Origin of the sequence: Silvanigrella aquatica (assembly GCF_001907975.1) — a bacterium.
In the GTDB taxonomy this organism is placed as follows: domain Bacteria; phylum Bdellovibrionota_B; class Oligoflexia; order Silvanigrellales; family Silvanigrellaceae; genus Silvanigrella; species Silvanigrella aquatica.
In genome coordinates this window covers 1,217,704-1,236,244 of sequence record NZ_CP017834.1, presented here as the reverse complement: position 1 = coordinate 1,236,244, position 18,541 = coordinate 1,217,704, and the positions used below count along the sequence as shown (strand labels likewise).

The 18,541-nt window shown below is 33.0% G+C and carries 17 protein-coding genes; 8 read left to right on the top strand and 9 right to left on the bottom strand.

Going from position 1 to position 18,541, the window contains the following annotated elements; translation table 11 throughout:
• Position 1 precedes the first annotated feature (1 nt).
• From AXG55_RS05210 to AXG55_RS05190, 5 genes are all read left to right on the top strand, one after another.
• The gene (locus AXG55_RS05210) at positions 2-673 is read left to right on the top strand and encodes a bifunctional adenosylcobinamide kinase/adenosylcobinamide-phosphate guanylyltransferase (protein ID WP_148697073.1); all 672 of its coding nucleotides are present in this window, start codon (positions 2-4) and stop codon (positions 671-673) included.
• Complete coding sequence (ubiE, locus tag AXG55_RS05205; protein WP_148697072.1) at positions 660-1,400, top strand: bifunctional demethylmenaquinone methyltransferase/2-methoxy-6-polyprenyl-1,4-benzoquinol methylase UbiE; 741 nt, start codon at positions 660-662, stop codon at positions 1,398-1,400. Before AXG55_RS05210 ends, ubiE begins: the two co-directional genes overlap by 14 nt.
• Positions 1,401-1,499: 99 nt before the next feature.
• Complete coding sequence (locus AXG55_RS05200) at positions 1,500-2,444, top strand: malate dehydrogenase (RefSeq protein ID WP_148697071.1); 945 nt, start codon at positions 1,500-1,502, stop codon at positions 2,442-2,444.
• Between the two features lie 207 nt (positions 2,445-2,651).
• Complete coding sequence (locus AXG55_RS05195; RefSeq protein ID WP_148697070.1) at positions 2,652-3,431, top strand: hypothetical protein; 780 nt, start codon at positions 2,652-2,654, stop codon at positions 3,429-3,431.
• A 45-nt stretch (positions 3,432-3,476) separates the two neighbouring features.
• A complete protein-coding gene (locus tag AXG55_RS05190) occupies positions 3,477-3,740 on the top strand; it encodes a hypothetical protein (RefSeq protein ID WP_148697069.1) in 264 nt (87 codons plus the stop codon).
• Between the two features lie 96 nt (positions 3,741-3,836).
• Here the strand turns inward: AXG55_RS05190 and AXG55_RS05185 are convergent, their stop codons facing one another.
• The 4 genes from AXG55_RS05185 to AXG55_RS05170 form a co-directional block, all read right to left on the bottom strand.
• Positions 3,837-5,888 (bottom strand): YcaO-like family protein, encoded by a 2,052-nt coding sequence (locus tag AXG55_RS05185; protein WP_148697068.1) that lies wholly within the window; start codon positions 5,886-5,888, stop codon positions 3,837-3,839.
• A gap of 98 nt (positions 5,889-5,986) precedes the next feature.
• A complete protein-coding gene (locus AXG55_RS05180) occupies positions 5,987-6,166 on the bottom strand; it encodes a hypothetical protein (RefSeq protein ID WP_148697067.1) in 180 nt (59 codons plus the stop codon).
• Between the two features lie 210 nt (positions 6,167-6,376).
• Positions 6,377-7,510 (bottom strand): methyl-accepting chemotaxis protein, encoded by a 1,134-nt coding sequence (locus AXG55_RS05175; protein WP_148697066.1) that lies wholly within the window; start codon positions 7,508-7,510, stop codon positions 6,377-6,379.
• A 1-nt stretch (position 7,511) separates the two neighbouring features.
• Positions 7,512-8,591, bottom strand: coding sequence for a methyl-accepting chemotaxis protein (locus tag AXG55_RS05170; protein WP_148697065.1), 1,080 nt, complete (start codon positions 8,589-8,591; stop codon positions 7,512-7,514).
• Between the two features lie 141 nt (positions 8,592-8,732).
• Here AXG55_RS05170 and AXG55_RS05165 point away from each other — a divergent pair, with 141 nt between their 5' ends.
• Positions 8,733-9,077, top strand: a complete 345-nt coding sequence (locus AXG55_RS05165; protein WP_148697064.1) for a MazG-like family protein — start codon at positions 8,733-8,735, stop codon at positions 9,075-9,077.
• A gap of 28 nt (positions 9,078-9,105) precedes the next feature.
• On the opposite strand, the gene AXG55_RS05160 is transcribed toward AXG55_RS05165, so the two are convergent.
• The 3 genes from AXG55_RS05160 to AXG55_RS05150 all read right to left on the bottom strand — a co-directional run bounded on the left by AXG55_RS05160 (position 9,106) and on the right by AXG55_RS05150 (position 12,292).
• Positions 9,106-10,119 (bottom strand): diacylglycerol/lipid kinase family protein, encoded by a 1,014-nt coding sequence (locus tag AXG55_RS05160; RefSeq protein ID WP_148697063.1) that lies wholly within the window; start codon positions 10,117-10,119, stop codon positions 9,106-9,108.
• Positions 10,120-10,122: 3 nt separating this feature from the next.
• Positions 10,123-11,685, bottom strand: coding sequence for a pyruvate kinase (locus tag AXG55_RS05155; protein WP_148697062.1), 1,563 nt, complete (start codon positions 11,683-11,685; stop codon positions 10,123-10,125).
• A 115-nt stretch (positions 11,686-11,800) separates the two neighbouring features.
• Positions 11,801-12,292, bottom strand: coding sequence for a Fur family transcriptional regulator (locus AXG55_RS05150; protein ID WP_148697061.1), 492 nt, complete (start codon positions 12,290-12,292; stop codon positions 11,801-11,803).
• A gap of 89 nt (positions 12,293-12,381) precedes the next feature.
• On the opposite strand from AXG55_RS05150, the gene AXG55_RS05145 reads away from it, so the two are divergent.
• Complete coding sequence (locus AXG55_RS05145; RefSeq protein WP_148697060.1) at positions 12,382-14,427, top strand: carboxy terminal-processing peptidase; 2,046 nt, start codon at positions 12,382-12,384, stop codon at positions 14,425-14,427.
• Between the two features lie 19 nt (positions 14,428-14,446).
• Here the strand turns inward: AXG55_RS05145 and AXG55_RS05140 are convergent, their stop codons facing one another.
• Positions 14,447-15,340 carry a spermine/spermidine synthase domain-containing protein gene (locus tag AXG55_RS05140; RefSeq protein WP_148697059.1) on the bottom strand — a complete coding sequence of 298 codons (894 nt, stop codon included), beginning with the start codon at positions 15,338-15,340 and terminating at the stop codon, positions 14,447-14,449.
• Between the two features lie 170 nt (positions 15,341-15,510).
• Between AXG55_RS05140 and AXG55_RS05135 the strand changes: the two genes are divergently transcribed.
• Positions 15,511-17,613, top strand: a complete 2,103-nt coding sequence (locus tag AXG55_RS05135; protein ID WP_148697058.1) for an ABC-F family ATP-binding cassette domain-containing protein — start codon at positions 15,511-15,513, stop codon at positions 17,611-17,613.
• Here AXG55_RS05135 and AXG55_RS05130 read toward each other — a convergent pair.
• A complete protein-coding gene (locus AXG55_RS05130) occupies positions 17,610-18,536 on the bottom strand; it encodes a TatD family hydrolase (RefSeq protein WP_272866920.1) in 927 nt (308 codons plus the stop codon). The two genes, AXG55_RS05135 and AXG55_RS05130, sit on opposite strands and share 4 nt — an antisense overlap.
• Between the last annotated feature and the right edge of the window lie 5 nt (positions 18,537-18,541).

Here is an 18,541-nt window from a genome sequence, read left to right as displayed (position 1 = left end):
TATGCAAGAAAATAAATTTAAGATTTCTCTCTTTCTAGGTGGTGGTCAATCAGGTAAAAGTCTTTTCGCCGAAAATTGCGCGAAAAAATGGCATCATGTTGTTTACTACGCGACGGGAGGTCTCGTTGAAAAATCTCCTGAGTGGGAATTTCGCATTCAAAATCACCGCGCACGACGCCCCGAGCACTGGAAAACAATAGAACACCCTGTGCCCCTTGAAGAAGTTGTCAAATATTGCGAAGAACAAAAAACCGAAGTTTTATTAGTTGACTGCCTTACCCTATGGATGGGTTGGCAAATGGCGCTTAACATTCAAAATTATTCTCCCTTTCAATTATTGAAACATCTTGAAAATGAAACACAGCACTTTATAAATCAATTGAAAATTTTATCATGTCCTGTGCTTGTCGTTTCCAATGAAGTGGGAGAAGGTGTGATTCCTGGATCGGAAAGTGGACGTATTTTTCGTGAAGCATTAGGAAATATGAATTTAGCCGTAGGTTCCTTGGCACAATGCATCACATTTAGTATTGCAGGACAACATCTTCTTTTAAAAAATATGTCACAAAATTTCATAAATGGTTTTTGTCCTATGGGAATTGTGGATGAAAATTTTATTTTTACAGAATTAAATAAAGATCCTCTTGTTGGAGAAAATAATGTCAACAAATAATAGTTCAAGCAAAGAAATGATATTAAGTGAGAAATCAACTCAAATTCAATCTATGTTCGATAAAATTTCAAAACGCTACGACTTTCTAAATCGACTTCTTTCTGCAGGACAAGACACACGCTGGCGTAATAAAATGATTTCCTCTTTTCCTAAAATTCATACAAAAAAGGGCGTTTTATACGACATTGCTTGTGGCACTGGTGACGTTCTCTTGAATGCAAAGTCAAAGCGGAAAGATTATGCTACATTTGTTGGCTTTGACATATCTGAAGGAATGCTGACTCAAGCAAAATTACGGGCACAAGCAAAATATTCTGATGTGCAATTTGTTCAAGCTTCTGCAGAAAAAATACCAGCAGCAAATCATTCTGCAGACTGTGTGACTATTTCCTTTGGCTTACGTAACGTAGATAACAGAGAACAGGCTCTGCGCGAATTTCATCGTATTTTAAAAACAGGAGGAACTCTTTTTGTTTTAGAGTTTTTCCAATCTGAAAATACATTGATTGCAAAATTATTTGATTTTTATTTTAAAAATATATTACCAAAAATTGGCGGTTTTATTTCTGATAGGGCGGCATACGAATATCTTCCTAAAAGTGTTTCTACAATGCCAAAAGGCGATGAATTTAAAAAAATATTATCTGAAATTGGTTTTGTTGAAATAGAACAAACGAATTGGCTTGCAGGTGCGACACGACTTTTCAAAGCGGTGAAAAAAAGTTAAAAGATTTGAGAATAACTTGTTTTGAATCCAAAAAACAAGCATTATTCCAAACGAGTATATTTTGTTTCATTATCTGTTTCTTTATTGAGGAGCCTTAAAATGCTAAAAAGACCTAAAATTACAGTTGTTGGATCGGGTGGAAATGTGGGTGCTGCTGTTGTACAATGGTGCGCACAAAAAGAATTAGGCGATTTAGTTCTTATCGATTTGAAACCTAATGTTGCTCAAGGCCGCGCTCTCGATCTCGCACAAGGCGGAGCTTTTGCAGGATTTAACGCAAGCTTCACATCAACAGATGACTCTTCTTTTATGCAAGATTCCGATGTTGTCGTCATCACAGCAGGAGTTCCTCGTAAACCAGGACAAACTCGTGAAGAACTTGTTGGCATTAATGCGGGAATAGTTAAAACAGTATGCGAAAATGTTAAAAAATATGCGCCTAATTGTATTTTAATTCTCGTTTCCAATCCTTTGGATGCCATGCTGACAGTAGCACAAAAAGTAACAAGCTTCCCACGCGAAAGAGTAATCGGAATGTCTGGTGTTCTCGACTCCTCACGCTTCCGGAGCAATATTGCGCGCGCCTTAAATGTTCACATTAAAGATGTTTCAGCTATTGTTTTAGGCGCACATACAGACAAGGATATGGTTCCTGTCGTTAGCACCGCAACAGTAGGCGGAGTTCCTTTAAATAAATTATTAAGTGCAGAACAAATTGTCGATGTCGTCAACAGAACAAAACGCGGTGGAGCAGAACTCACCGAACTTATCGGAACATCGGCATGGGTCGCTCCTGGATTTGGCGTTACAGCCATGGTTGAAAGTATTGTTTTGAATCAAGGACGCATTCTTCCTTGCTCCGTTGAACTCAAAGGAGAATATGGAATTTCAGAAGGCGCTTGTCTGTGTGTCCCTGTTAAATTGACAAATAAAGGAGCCGAAAAAGTTTTTGAAATTGATCTTTCCACAGAAGAAAAAGCGGCATTAAAAGCAGCTCATACTGCTTATTTGGAAGTACGTAAAATTGCTTTGAGCAGTGTTTAAAAAACATAATTCAATAAAAAATCTTTTAATAAATTATTTTTATTAAAGGATTTTTTATTGATAAATAACGTATAAAAATTCTTATCTCTATTTCGCCCACTTTGAAATAAATCATATTATCGTATAATGGTATTTATGAGCAGGAACCACAACGGTTCACAAAAATTTTTAGTTATCGCATTTTAATTTTAACTAAAGGCGAATAAAATGAATAAATTAATTCCCATAGCTACGTTAGCAACTCTTGTTTTAACAAGCTGCATTGACCACACACCTTCCGCGCAGAAGCCTGTAATTTCAGCGGCATCATGCCCTTCAGCAGCCGTAAATGTCATGCAGATTTCCTACAATGAATCACTTGGCAAATATAAAGTGTTTCATGACGCCGCAAAAGCAAATGGAATTCCAAATCCATTGAGTATAGAAGATTTACAAATGGCACAAATCGAACGTCCTAAAGACGCAAAAAGCGATATTGCCAAACTTGCTTTCACTTCAGAAAATGGAAATTGCAACCCTGTACTGCAAATGACGCAGGGCTATAAAATTGGATTAGTTTCTGAAAATACCCCCTCATCCTCAAATAATAACAATAATAATACAGGATCATCTGGAGGAAGTGGCGGAAGCTCTTGGGCACCCTTTCTTATGGGGGCTCTTGTGGGCAACGCCGTTTCAAATGCGATGCAACCACGCTATTCCGCACCAGCATACTATTTACCACCACCAGCTTCTTCAGGTAATGGAGGCCTTGTTACAGGAGGCGTATCAGGCAAAACACCTGAGGAAATGACAAAAAAATATGAGAGTCAGTATAAGCAACCTGCTAAAAAAGGATTCTTTTCCAAATCCTCGGGAACAGCAGCAAATCCAGATTCACAAACTAAAAAATCAGGATTCTTTTCTAAGAAAAAAGAACATGCTGAACAGCAACAAAAACCGAAAAAAACAGGATTCTTTTCGGGAGGAAGTAAACAAAAAAGATAATTAAGTTCGTTTATTTATAATAAATTTTTTATTTAAGGAGAAAATATGTCTAATTTTTATGCTGGTGTTATTAGAAAAAAATATACTTTAATGTGCGTTGCGCCAGAAGGTTCACAAATTGAAATTATTTCTTGTTACGATGCTGTTGCCGCTGAAACAAGTAAAAAAGCAACTGAAAAAATTCTTTCCCTCATGGGCGAAAGTTTTGATTTAGACGAAGGCTTTGAAATGAAAATTATAGAATCTATGGAATCAGCGGAAGATATTCCTTTGGTTGAAGTGAATAATAAAAAGGAAGCCACTGCTTAAAGTCGACATTCGAAATCAATTAAAATCTCATTTCATTAAATTTCATTAATTTATCTTCAATGAATTCATTGCCTGAAATATCCTCTTAAATAAACATTAGGAGGATAAAGCAGTTCTCCCCCGTTTACCCGGGACAGGCAGTAAACCTGATGTAATGAGATAAAATACTTCCAGCTCTCTCACAATTGTTTTTAAACAAATAATTCCAGAATTATTATCTTGAAATAAGGTTTTTACAAATACTTTCATTGAATTTTTTTCAAGAATTTCTATAATTTTAGAAAGAACTTCGGATGTAGAAAAACTAGATTCATGAATATTAAATATTTTTTTAGAAATATTGGATAACTCAGAAAAATGAATTATTTCATAAAATCCTTGATCGATTGCATTTTGATAATTTTGCTTTAAACATTTTTTCAATCCTGGCAATTCAATTATAGTATTTAATACCATCTGTTTTTCTTCTACATTAAAAATTTTCAAGCCATGATAACCATGCCAACATTGAACATTTTCAAGAATGGCTCTTTCTATTGCATATTCCGCGCTAGGGGAACATCCAAATCCTAAAAATGGTTTTTCCATTTCTTCAACTCCAGGACCAAAACAAGTAACACTGGGAACTTGAAGATCGGATGTCATGTTTATTAAAGTCATAGAATATCCTACTTCCATTTCAGAAATGCGAAGTAGTTCTTGTAAATTTTGTGGTAGAGTTTCTTTATCAATAATTCTTAAATTTTTTGGTTTTTCTCGACAAAAGGTTTCTAACAGGAGTAGAGAAAAAGAATCCCGTTCGATCAGTTCATTTAATGAATGTAATGCTGTTTCTTCAAAAGTCGAGCCCGTTGCCGTACCTGAATTTGAAAAAGCACCGCCCATATTATATTTTATAATTTCTGAAGGAGCTCCACCTGGTGAATCAATAACAAAGCTTGGCACAAGCAATTTTTCATGTTTATTTAAATATCTTTCAAAGATGTCCCAATGAAATGGATCATGATTATCTTTATTATTAAAAAGAATCTCTTCTGGATAACAAGTCCATTCTTTTAATGCGGAATGAACCGAAATTGCAATACGTTTTGATTCATCTATCATATCGCCACGGCATATAAGGTGTTCTAAACTTTCAAACATAGCACTTGCCATACTTTGAGGTTGCGTTTTACCTTTGCCATAACCCACAGCTTCAGGCCATTTATTATGATAAATTTTACAAACATAAGTGATAATATCTTGTCCAACTGAACTTAGTTCTACTTTAAAATGATTTTTATTTAAAAATTCAAAAATATTTTTAACTGCTACTTCCGATTTAATTACTCTTTCAGGGGTAATTAAATTCAAATTTTCATCAGAGTAATTTCTTAATTTGACAATAGGAGACAAACTTTTTCTTGGACAGTCAGCCGTTCTATTAATCAAAGTTTTAGGATAGTCTGAGAAATAATAATTTTTTTCATCTTTTGGTAAATAAAATCCTATTAATGCAGGGCGATTTTTTGAATAATCTAGTATTTTATGGCCACCATGTATTAATCGACCATCAGATATCATGATGTCGCCTTTTTTGCCTAAAAAAGTTTCACGTACATTTTTTTTGAAATCAAAATCTTTTAACTCTAGTTCTAGTTCTTGCCCCAAAAATTTTTCATTATCGGGATCATCAAGATTTTGATTTATGAAATAATCAGAATTATTTTCACCTTTGAATATCAAATTCGAGACTTTCATTCTGTCTTTTAATGAAAGTGATTTTCGGTTATGAGAATATGGATAATAAAATAAGGGACCGTTTGTAGGAAGAATATCATCCAAGCTTATCCATACATGTATAAGCTTATTTTGAGGTTCACTTGAAATACGAACTGCATCATTATGAGGTATTGTTTCAGATCCTCGAAGGTATAATCCCGAAGAAACCAAAACAGATTTACACTGCATAAAGTCTTCAATAAAATTAGTTAGTTGTGGTGTATTTAAAAATTCTTCGACTTCGGGTACGATAAGATCAATATGAAAAATGGAATATACGGAATCATAATTATTACTTAGGTATTGCTTTATTGCATCAATAAAATTATCACATTTTTGCGGAGAAAAAAATGACTCAAAAATAGCAAAACCTTTATCTCCAACCATTGCTTTTCTCCCTATTTTTAAAATATATTTTAAATAAATTTAGTCTGAGAAGTAACCTAGATAAATTTATTTAGGTTACTTCTTGATCTAAAAAGACATCATTCACAATAGGGCTCTGAATTTATAAGTTCAATATTTTCAACTTTTTTCTTATTTTCTTTGGACTCTAACTCCTTTCCAAATCCAAGTTCTTTTAACATTTCTAGTGAATTTACTACTATCATACGATCATTAGGTTTCATTGGTTCTTTATGTGGATGAAAAACTGTTCCGCCCATAATAATTTCCTTAATTAATTTTAAACAGACAAATATTGGTCAACATGACCAAAAAAGTCATATTTATTTTTTAAAATTTTATATCGGATGGAAGACTTCCAAATGGATATTATATTTTTAAAATAAAATTTTCAAGCCTGAGATCTTAAATTTTATTTTAAAAAGTTAAATAAACAAAAATAATAATTTTCTTATACCCAGTTCATAAATTCAAAACCCCATTCCTTGCAGAGATCTTCTCACTTCATTTCCTTTATTTTTCTGTAAGTTTCTTATAGCTTCTATACCACTTAGTGATTTTTGAATTTCTTCACTCTGTAAAGTTAGTTTTTCATTTATTTGAATAATATGTTGAATTATTTCATTGCCATTTGTAATAAGATTATTATTTTTCCCACTCAATTCTGTTACCCTTTTTAGAGTGTCTTCTACATTTTTTATCACACCTGTTTGCATTTCTGTACCCTGATAAATCACTTGAATTTGTTCTTTAAGTTGGGCAACTCCCTCTTTTATACTTGTAAACGCAGCAAATGCTCTTTTACTGACTACCTCACCTTCTTTAATTCGTTCGTTCATAGTTCTAATAATTTGTGTTACTTTAAGAGCGCTTTCATTGAGAAGATCTTTAATTTGTTTTGCTGACTTTCCACTTGTACGAGCAAGTGCTTCCACTTCTTCTGATACAACGGAAAATCCTTTACCATACTCACCGGCACGAGCAGCTTCAATAGAAGCATTCATGGCAAGTAATTCTGTTTTAGCAACAATATCTGTAATAACAATTGATTTTAAAGTAATTTGATTGATGATTTGCAACATCATATCCATATCACCCGTGGCATTTTTTATAATTTCTATAGATTCTTCAAGTTTTTCCATAATAGAGACAGCTTCAAGCAGTCTTTTTTCCGCACTTTGAGTGATTTCATTGCAGTCATTGATTTGTTCTGTAGTTTTTAAAATCATTTGAGAAATTTCTGAAATTGCCGCTGCGGTTTGATTAACTAAATCAAACTGTTTATCAAAAGATTTTGCAATATTTTTTTTCGGATAGACAAATTCTTCAATAGTATTTTGACTTTTTTCAATATAATTTTGAAATAAAACACCTACTAATAAAGATTTTTTTTGTATTTTTTTAACATAGACATAAATTACAAGTTCTAAAAGTATGAGAATAATTCCCATACTTAAAGCATATTTGAATACGCTTTTAAAGCCTGATCCAAAAATATAAATAAAAATCAATGCGGATACAAATAATATTAAATTACACAAAAAAGTGGATATTAAAACTTTTACTTTTAATCCCGAATAATGATTTATAATATCATCCGGCATATTATTTATCCCCTTTCCAATACTCTTTCAGAATATCTCCTAGTTCCTTTATATTTTTAAAGTTTTTTACATTTACATTATATATTCTAATTAAATTAACTGTATCTGTAATGTTCTTTTTAAGAATATTTCTGATTTCAGAGTTTCCTTGATTCATTTGATCTATTCCAATTTTTTGTTCCCAAGTGGCTGCGCGAATATTTTCGGAGCGACTTGAAATGCCAAACATTTCTGATTTTATAGCTCCAAATACTGCAAGTGCTGCATTACTTGCTACCTTACCTACTTCAACTCGGGACTGATTGGCATCAATAATAACTTGAATTTGTTTTTGACTTTTTTCTACAATTGATTCGATTTCATTTGCTTCACTGCCACTGTGTTTTGCCAAATTACCCACTTCTTCTGCAACCACGGAAAATCCTCTTCCTGTCATTCCCGCCTTTGCCGCTTCAATAGAAGCATTTAAAGAAAGAAGTTCCGTTGTAGAAACAATTGTATGAATTGTTGAAGTATCATTGCTAATTTGATTAATCAGATTAGAAATTTCAGCCAAACCCTCTTTTGTTTTTTCAATGGTCAAAACGGCTTCAACCATTTTCTGCATAATATCATTACCTTCATTAACATCACGAGTGACTTTATCTGAAATTTCCTTGCAAACTTCCGAATTTTTTGTTGTCTCAAACAGCATATCCGAAATACTTTGCATTAATTTAGAACTGTCATTTAAAATATCTAATTGATTACCTGAATATGAAATAAATTGACTTAAACTATCTTTAATTGAATTTAAAGAGTTATCGCCATCTTTACAGTATTTTTCAATTTCTTCTGTTGTCACATTTAACTGTGAAATAAAATTTGAAATTAAAAACCAATTTATTGCTATAAAAATTAATGTTAAAAACATAATAAAAACAATTGAAATCATAAAATTCATGCCCATTATATTTTCATAATAAATTATAATGAGAGAATAAATAGAAGAAAATAAAAGAGTTAAAATAATTAATAACCATAATTTATTTTTAGTAGATATCTTATTTACTATAGAAATATTTTTCAAGTATGAAAACATTCCCTCTTCTTTCAAGTTTTTAGCAATTTATTTTGCTAAGTCCAATAAAAGTTATCGGCATACTTTGCAAAAATAAAAATTTGAGTGTAGGAAAAACTGTTTAGGTTAAAAATTTGGCGCTCTCATTTTAAGGAAATCCAAATGACATTAAGACTCAAAGAACCTTCACCACAAGGACTCAACACAATTCAGTCCGATTTTGACAAATACCAAAATAGTGCTTTTGTCGAACGCCCTGCTCATTTTTTTTCCCTAGAACTTTGCGGTGAGTGTGGTGAGCTTGCCAATCTTGAAAAGAAAATATGGCGTGATCCTTCAAAAAATATTGCTCATGAAATGTTGGCAGACGAAGCTGCTGATGTTTTTATCGCTCTCATGAATTATTGCAATGCACGCCATATAAAGCTCGAAGAAGCCGTTGCTAATAAGCTTAAACGCATTGAAGACAAGCGCTTAAATGGACTCATGGGGAAAGTAAAAGAATAATCTCATATGCGTCAAAAAACCAGCGTTCCTAAACATAGCCTTGTGCATACACACTTAGAGTTTTTGGCAATATGGTAAACGAAGCAGGTAAGTATCCTGGGTTTTCTCCATCACTTTCAGCAGGAATTTTCAGAGGAGAATCGTCCAAAATACGAATACTTTGTGCTTCGCGAACTAAAATGTCTTTTTCGAGACCGGAAAAATCCCCTGAATACAGGCGTTTTAATAATAATATTGTCCTTATATTATTCATTTTTTTAACTTGAATAACACTAAATTTTCCATTTTGTAATGACGCATTTGTTGCAATATGCATGCCACCACCACAAAATTGACCATTGCAAACAAATAAAACTCTTAAATTTAAAGAAGTAAATTCTTCATTATCATAGGAAATTTTAATGGGAAAACTGCGATTTTTGAGAAGAGTTTGCACAGCAGAAATTAAAAAAGCTCCCCTGCGCCCAAATATTTTTTTTGATTTATTAATTCTTTGAATTGCTTCTCCACTAGCGCCACATCCTGCCACATTAATAAAGTAACGAAATAATGGGTTTTGTTCCATTTTATTTACATTCTCAAATTCAATGCGACCCACGTCACATAGAATTTTTTGCCCAGACTGTATTACATTTAGAGCATTTCTAAAATGATTTGGAATTTGCAAAGTTTTAATAAAATCGCAGCCCGTTCCTAAAGGAAGACATGCGAGAGCAGTTCCCTCTATAGATTCATTATTTAAAGAAACAAATTTATTTTTTAATTCATTAGATAATTGTTGATTTTGAATTAGACAATTGTCTAATAAACCATTGACAACTTCATTAATAGTTCCATCTCCTCCTACAGCAACAACGGTATCAAAACCTAGTTTTTTTGCTTCAAATGCCATTAAAGAAGCATCACCACTGCCTTTTGTGTAAGCCCATTGTGCCTGGGGAAATAAATATTTTACTTCAGGAAGAATTCTAGATTCCCATATTTTCTTTGATTTACCAGATCTTGAATTTGGATTCACAATGAAGAAAATATTATGTTCCATAAATCAATCAATTTCCTGTATGGTAAATAAATTTGAATTTCTTTCTGAAACACTTGATGCCGTTAACGAAACAAAAACAAATTTTTCACCTTTTTTAAAGTTAAAATTTTTCACAAGAATTTCTTTTGTCTCTGTTAATATTCTTTCAACTTGACTGCGCGATTCTAACACAACGGCATTGACCGATCGCAGCAAATTCATTTGGCGCATGATTTTTTTATTACAAGTAATTGCAATAATTTCAGTAGGGGTGCGCATAGAAGAAAGCTTCATCGCAGTATATCCCCCTTCTGTAAAACAGACAATGGCGCGAACATTTGCTTGTTGCGCAATACGAATGGCACCATAAGTTACGGCATCATCATCTGAGGGAATTTGATCCATTTCAAACGGATGCCATTTTTTGTCAAACCAAGCTTCTGAACTTAAAAGAGTTTCAAGAGTAACTTGGGCAACTAAGGGCGCATTGGGTCCTTCTGTCACTTCGTGAGAAAGCAATAAAGCGTCGGCGCCATCCGCAGCTGCGTTGGCCATATCGGAAACTTCCGCACGTGTAGGATTAGCATTCATATTCATAGAGTGCATCAATTCGGAAGCCACAATGACCGTTTTGGAGAGTCTATTACAGCGTGCAATCAATTCTTTTTGAATAATAGGTAAATTATGGGGATGCTCATCGATACCGAGTTCCGAACGACTTAAAAATACACCATCAACATGTTTAATAACAGTAGCGAGAAGATCTAACGAGCGTTTGGAATCCACTTTCAATAAAAAGCGAGGAGGCAATTCGGCCTCAACTTCATGAATTTTTTTATTAATAGGAATACTTGGATGTCTTTCTGAAAAAGGCGCATTTTCACCTAAAATTCCTGATTTAATTTTAAGTAGTTCTTGTTCCGACTTGATACCGTCAACAATGACATAATCAGCCAATGAAGAGAAACCCGAACGTAAGGTTTTTTCATCTTCGGGAAGCAAAGGAAACAAATCACGTGACATGTCAGGAGAGTGCACATCCACGCCTGATAATAACAATCCGCCATTTTCAACAAGACAGCGCACGACCATTCCCGATTTTAAAGTTTGAGGTAGATTCATTATCTTTAATTCAACGGCACCATAAGAAACACTAATTAAGGAACCCACTTTTAAATGATTTAATTGATCTTCACTTGAAACCATAATTTCAACATTTTTTGTGGTTGGCGTTTCGGGGCGAAGTGACGCACAAAAATTAAAATCTACTAAAAAAGAAACATCAATTTCACTTCCATCAGCAACCTCAAGTTGTCCTTTTGGTACCGATAAGAGACAACGGCGACCAATAAAACTTAATAAAAAAGGAACATATCCTTCACTATGAGGAACATCTTCGCTAGCTAATTGTTTTGAAATTTCAAGTCTTAATTTAATAATATTCTGTAAGGCATTTGAAGAATAGGACATTCTTACGGCATCTAAACGATTTTGGGTAATTGTCGCCGCAATATTTTCAACACCAATTTTATCGCAACCATTATTTGTTACGGTCCAAATGAGCTTCGCCTTTGATTTTTTAAACATATTCAAATTTTTTCCCTTAAGTCTATTCGTTCAAGGAAACCTCAATGCGCATCCTCAAAACCTATTGAAATTTAACTTAGCGAAAATAGAACTAGGATAGGGAAAGATCAAATGACTATTTCAAATTTTTACGATTGCAATTTTCCGATGCCAAGCAATCAGCAAAAAGCTCCATTTTGTGATTTTTGAGATTAAAACCTAAATTTTTAGCAACAAGATCCTGGTAGCGCTCCAGACCTTCATCAAAAAATTCAACTATTTCACCACATTGATTACAAATAAGATGATCGTGGTGCTCATTCCCTAAATCGGCAAACTCAAAGCTAGCGCGATCGCCGCCAAAATGCCTTTCAACTAAGATTTGAGAATCCGTCATCATTTTTAGAGTTCTATATATTGTTGCAAGGCCGATAGAAGCATCTATCTTCTTAACTTCATTAAAAATTGTTTCTGCATCAACATGTCGTCCTGAAGAAAGAACGGCATCGAGAATGATTTTTCTTTGACGAGTTTGCCTAAGCCCAAGCTGACTTAAATACTCATCAAAAATTTTATGTAAATGCGCTCTTTTAGGGAGATTTTCCCCAGATCTTCGAGAAGTCGTCATAAAAACTCACAAAAAAACAAATTGACTATTAGTTAGCAAAAACTGAAAATAAAGAATGCCACTCCAGCTCTAAATACAGGAAACATGACATGCGCTTCTTGCTTGCTACCGTGTACGTCACAGTGAGCTTTTGTTGCCTCAGTGGAAAAGCCTTTGCTCCGGCTCCAGCTTACGGACAGATTTTAAAGAATGCAAGAACAATTGCACCTCTGTTAAATTGCCAAGAAGCAAAATCGCGCATAGATTCCATGCTGGATTTACATTATTATTTTACAGAATTCAATGAAGAGCTTTCAAAAAGAACCACAAAAAAAGTTTTTGAAAATTTAGATCCTGGTAAATTATATTTCATTAAATCAGATATTTCCTATTATGAAAATGAAGAAAAAAATCTTGGAAAAAAGATTGCTCAAAATAATTGCTCCTTTTTATTTGAAATCAATCGCTTATTTTTAAAACGAATTCATGAACGCATTGAAAAAGCAAAAATTATATTAACAAGACCGCTAGAGTTTTCAAAACAAGATATTTATTCAACAGCAAAACTTGATTGGAGTTTAACTACGGATGAAGCTAATGATAGAATTCGAAAAAAAATAAAGCTTCAATATTTAAGTACAAAAGAAAATAATGAGTCGGAAGAAAAAGTACGCGATAGACTCTATAAAAACTATGTTAGAATTGAAAAAAATCTTCAAGAATTAAACAATGATAAATTATATTCGATTTTTTTAAATAGTTTTGCTGTTGCTATGGATCCTCATTCGGCACATATGTTACCTTCTGAGCATGATTCTTTTATGATCCATATAAGCAACAAACTTGAAGGTATCGGAGCGCAACTCCAAGAAAAAGATGGTTATATTTATATTCGTTCCCTTGTTCAAGGAGGGGTTGCGCAAAAAGATGGGCGATTGAAGCCTAACGATAAAATAATTGCAGTGGACTCAGGTAATGGAGAAGGACTGCAAGATTTAAACGATACCGATGTAGGACATGCCGTGAATCTTATCAGAGGTCACAAAGGCAGTACTTTAAAACTTGTTGTTTCTAGAAAATCTGAAAAGGGAAACGAAAAAATAACTGTGAATTTAGTAAGAGATGAAATAGATTTAAAAGAAGACCAAGTAAAAAAAGATATTTATCAAACAAGCTATGGAAAAATTGGGATCATTAAAATTCCAACATTCTATACGGATTTAAAATGCAAAATAAAAATATTTTCGCAATGTAAGGGTGTTTCATTTGATGTGGAAAGAAATTTAAAGAAATTAGTGCAGGATGGAATTAGTGGACTTGTCATTGATTTAAGAAATAACGGTGGCGGAGATTTTCCTGAAAGTATAAAATTAACAGGCCTATTTATTCCCAATGGCACTGCTGTCCAAACCATGGATAAAAATCAACAAATTAAAAGACAAAATATCGATGAATCCACTTGGATTTACAAAGGTCCTTTAGTTGTCATCATAAATAAATACAGTGCTTCCGCATCTGAAATTTTTTCGGGAGCCATTCAAGATTATGCTCGAGGAATTATTGTCGGCGATAAAAGCACTTATGGGAAAGGAACTGTTCAAATAGTCCAAGAAATACCAGGAACAAGAGGCAGAAGAACCGACGGTGCTTTAAAAGTAACACAAAGTAAATTTTATCGCCCCAGTGGTACGAGCAATCAAAAATTGGGAGTGAGTTCAGACATACATATTCCAAGTATACTTGATGCCTTTGACATTGGCGAAGAACAGCTTGATTATTCCTTAGCAACAGATACTATTTCACCGGCAAGATCATATAAACCTCTTCAAGATCTTAACGTATTACTAAATAAATTAAAAACTTTCAGTAAAGATCGCATTTTAAAAAACAATAATTTTCAAGAACTTATAGCCAAAATTAAAAAAATAAAAAGCGAGAAAAACAAAGCATTTCCCTTAACATTTAATTATGCTAAAATCATTGAAGAACAGGAAAACCCTCGTTACTTAAATGAAATTGACAATGAAAATTCAGAATCGAAATCAATTATAAATCAAAATGATATTCAATTGATGGAAGCAATTAATATCACTTCTGACTCCATAAAATTATCAGGAAATCAAAAATTCTGGGTAGGACTGAGCGCATCTCAGTAAATGAAATTTACACTGAAAATCATTTTTCATAATCTTGTATAAAAATGGCAGGATTCATCAGACCAATATAAGTTCTTGCATTTAAAAAAGACGGTTCATCAAGCAACTGTTTCTCTAATAATAAATTAACATCATAAATTGGTATTGTTTCAATTATTTTATCTTTACTTAACAGAACAAAGGAAATATTTTTACACCTAGATGGAACCCAGGAACTAAATATTTTTAACGATCTAAAAACAGATTTAAATACATTTAATTTACTTAAAAATAATTCATTTCTTTGATAAGGTACTTCACCAATTTCTAAACACATATACCCATTTTTCTTAAGTAAGGACTGACAATCTAGTAAAAACTCTTTGTCAATACGACCCAATAAATTACTTTTTTCTAAAGTTTTTAAATTCAAATCATATATAATAACATCATATTTTTGTTCATCTTGTTTAATAAAGATTCTGGCATCTAAATAATCTATTTTTACTTTACTATTTTTAAAACAACCTTTACTCATTTCAGGAATATGAGCCATACAAGAAGTTATTACAGCTTTATCAATTTCAACGATTTTAATTTTTTTTACGCACTTCCATTTTAATGCTTCTCTTGCACTAGAACCATCACCAGCTCCTAAAATTAAAATATTTTCAGGATTTTGATTATGAATAAAGGGAACATGAATAAAAGGCTCATAATACATATGTGAATCTGCAGTAGAAGATTGCAATACATTGTTTAATATTAAAGCTTTACTTTTATTTTCAAGCTCCACAATACAAATATTCTGATAATCACTTTGCTCCTGCAGGAGAATTTTTGAAATAAGATACTGATATATTTCTCCTTCAGATAAATACTCAGTTAACCAAATATTTGAACTTGCTTTTTCAATAGGCATTGTCTTTTCCATCCCACACCCTTATCGAATGTTGCGTTCCGGGCGACGAAGAAAAGATTTCCCTATTCCTAAAAACAAACATAAGATAAAAAATTCCCTACGAAGATAGATTTTGCTTCTTTCTCTCTTCTGTTTTAGTTCCCTAACGTGAGATTGTTTTTTCCTTTTCATTGGAGTTTTCTATGTCAAGTGCCCCCTATTTAAATAGCCATAATCTTTCGACAAGTTATGGTTCAACAAAACTCTTTGAAAACCTTTCTTTCACCATTCACCCGGGAGAAAGATGGGGCATTGTGGGACCCAATGGCGCAGGCAAATCAACTCTTTTTCGCTTGATAGAAGGAACACAGACTCCAGATTCAGGTGCTATTTCTATTAGAAATGGTTTACGTATAAGCATTCTTTCGCAAAAATATAAATTTAATCCCGAAAAAACCGTGGAAACCATTTTAAGAGAATCTTTGCCCCTGGAATACGATACAGACTATCAAAGAAAAGTAATTGAAGATGAAATTAACACTCATTCCCTCTTAGTAGAAAAAAATCACGATCTCGCACTTGATGAAAAATGGAATGAAAGACTCAATGCTCTTCAGGACAAATTGCTCTCTATTTCAGGAGCGGGAACAGAAAATATTATTCAAAGCGCTTTGAAAGCAGGAAACTTAACACAAATTTATCAAAATAAATTCGAAAATCTTTCTGGTGGACAACAAAAAAGAGTGCAAATTATTACCGCTCTTTTACAAAATCCACAACTCATACTACTGGATGAACCGACAAATCATTTGGACGTTCAAACTGTAGATTGGCTTGAAGAACTTCTTCTCGAAGTGGTGGAACAAGGCACAAGCTTATTTGGCTTTAAAAATAAAAATGAATCCACGGAACCCATTGCTTTTGCCATTATTTCTCACGATCGTGCCTTACTCGACACCTTAGTCAATAAAATTCTTGAAATTGAAGCGGGCGAATCCAAACAATATGAAGGAAATTATGAGTCTTATAGCCAAGCAAAATTAGAGGCACAAATCGTAGAAGAAAAAACCAAAGCAAAAATGTCCAATTTAATGCGCCGTGAATTAGCCTGGTTGCGCACAGGAGCAAAGGCTCGTACAACGAAACAAAAATCTCGAATTGATAGAGCTCATGCACTCGATAAAACACTTTCTACAAAAATTCAAAAAGACTCCCTAGCGAAAAATGCTGAAATTTCATTTAACGCACTTATGAATGACGAACAACGCAATGCTGATGACTCTATTATCCCTGTATTAAGAAATTTAGGCGAACAAGAACTTGTTAACTTAAAAAATGTCTCTATTTTACATCCATCAGAACATAAATCCCATAAAAATCATTTTATTTTTCAAAACCTAAATCTCATTATTAAACCTAAAATGAGGATTGCTTTATTAGGACCCAATGGATGTGGAAAGTCCACACTAATGAATATGATTTCAGAAAGAACACAACCAAATTCTGGTGAAGTTGTTTATCATGATTTAGTTCAAGTTTCCCATTTTGATCAACAAAGACAATCTTTAAATCCCAATGATACCGTAAGAACCACCATTGCTCCTGAAGGAGAATATGTTCATTTTGGTGGGAAATACTTACATATTATGAGTTATTTAGATAGATTTTTATTTTATAAGTTCGATGCCAACCGCATGGTATCAGAATTGTCCGGAGGAGAACAAGCACGTTTACTTCTTGCAAAACTTATGTTGGAACAAGGTAACTTACTTATTTTAGATGAACCTACTAATGATTTAGATATTCCGACATTACAAGTTTTGGAAAGAAATTTAATTGATTTTCAAGGTGGGATTATTTTTACAAGCCATGACCGTTACTTTGTCCAACGAGTAGCAACAGGATTGCTGACTTATATTGGAGAACAACAAAAAGGAGAAAGTAAAGTAACACAATGGCTTATGCTACCTGACCTCGATCAAGCTTTAAATGAAATGGATAAATTTAAAGAACAAGTAGAATTAAAAAAAGATTTTGTAAAAAATACGAATGTAGAATCCAATCAAAATCCAGTGACAAAGAAAAAGAAATTAAGTTTCAAAGAGCAAAAAGAAATTGAAAATTTAGAAGCAAGAATTTCTATATTAGAAAGTGAAATTTCTGAATTAAATATTAATATCGAGCATTTTTATGCTTCTAGTAAAAATTATAATGACATTCAGAAACTAAATAATGAATTAAATGCAAAACAAAAAGAATTAGAATTAAGTTATGAAAAATGGGAAAATCTTTCCATGAATTCCTAATGAATTCCTAAAAATTTTAAAATATTTTCATTGGAAGTAGAGATTAATTCTTCATCACTTATTTCAAGATAAGGTGCAAGTATTTTAATAATCTGTCTTAAATTTGCCGGTTCATTAGATTTCAATCTTCCTATACCAGGTATTTCCGGTGGTAAATCAGGAGAATCGGTTTCTAACATACGTAAATTCGATTGACATTTAATAAATGCATTGCGATTATGTACCGCTTTTTCCCATGTGGGAACACCCCCAAAGGAACAATAAATAGAAAGCTCCGACATCAAATTCATATCTTCTGCAGGACCACTGTAACAGTGGATCATCATATTTTTAAGACCCATTTTTTTGGCCCATTTTAATTTTTGAATACAAAGATCCCAGGGTGCGCGCAAGTGTAGTATGACCGGAAGATCATGTTTAATAGCACTATTTATACAAGTTTCAAAAGCAATATTTTGTAATTCAAAAAGCTGTGTCTTCGAAATCCCTTTGCATTTTTTGTGCTGAATCACTTCATTTGAAAGATCAAATCCTGTTTCCCCAATGGCCCATATAAGATCCCTATTGTTGAGTAATATTTCATGAAATTGCGCAATGTCATTCCCAATTTTTTCTACATCTTCCGAGCCATCGTCCCTAAGCCAATTTTCATGAACTTTAATAGGATGCAAACCGTGTGCTAAAAAACAACTGAATTTATTTGAATTTAATTGATAGGAATTATTTTTAGCTAATTTGATTTGATCTTTTTTTAGGAATTCCAAAATAGAATTTAAATTTGAATCTTGATAATATTGAATGTTTTGCAGAGTATCTGCATTCCAAACACCCGCTGCAATCCCTGCGAACACTTGAGAATGCAGAGCATTCTTTAACTTCTCATCAACATTTTCTAAATAATTTAAATGAAAATGTGAATCAATAATAG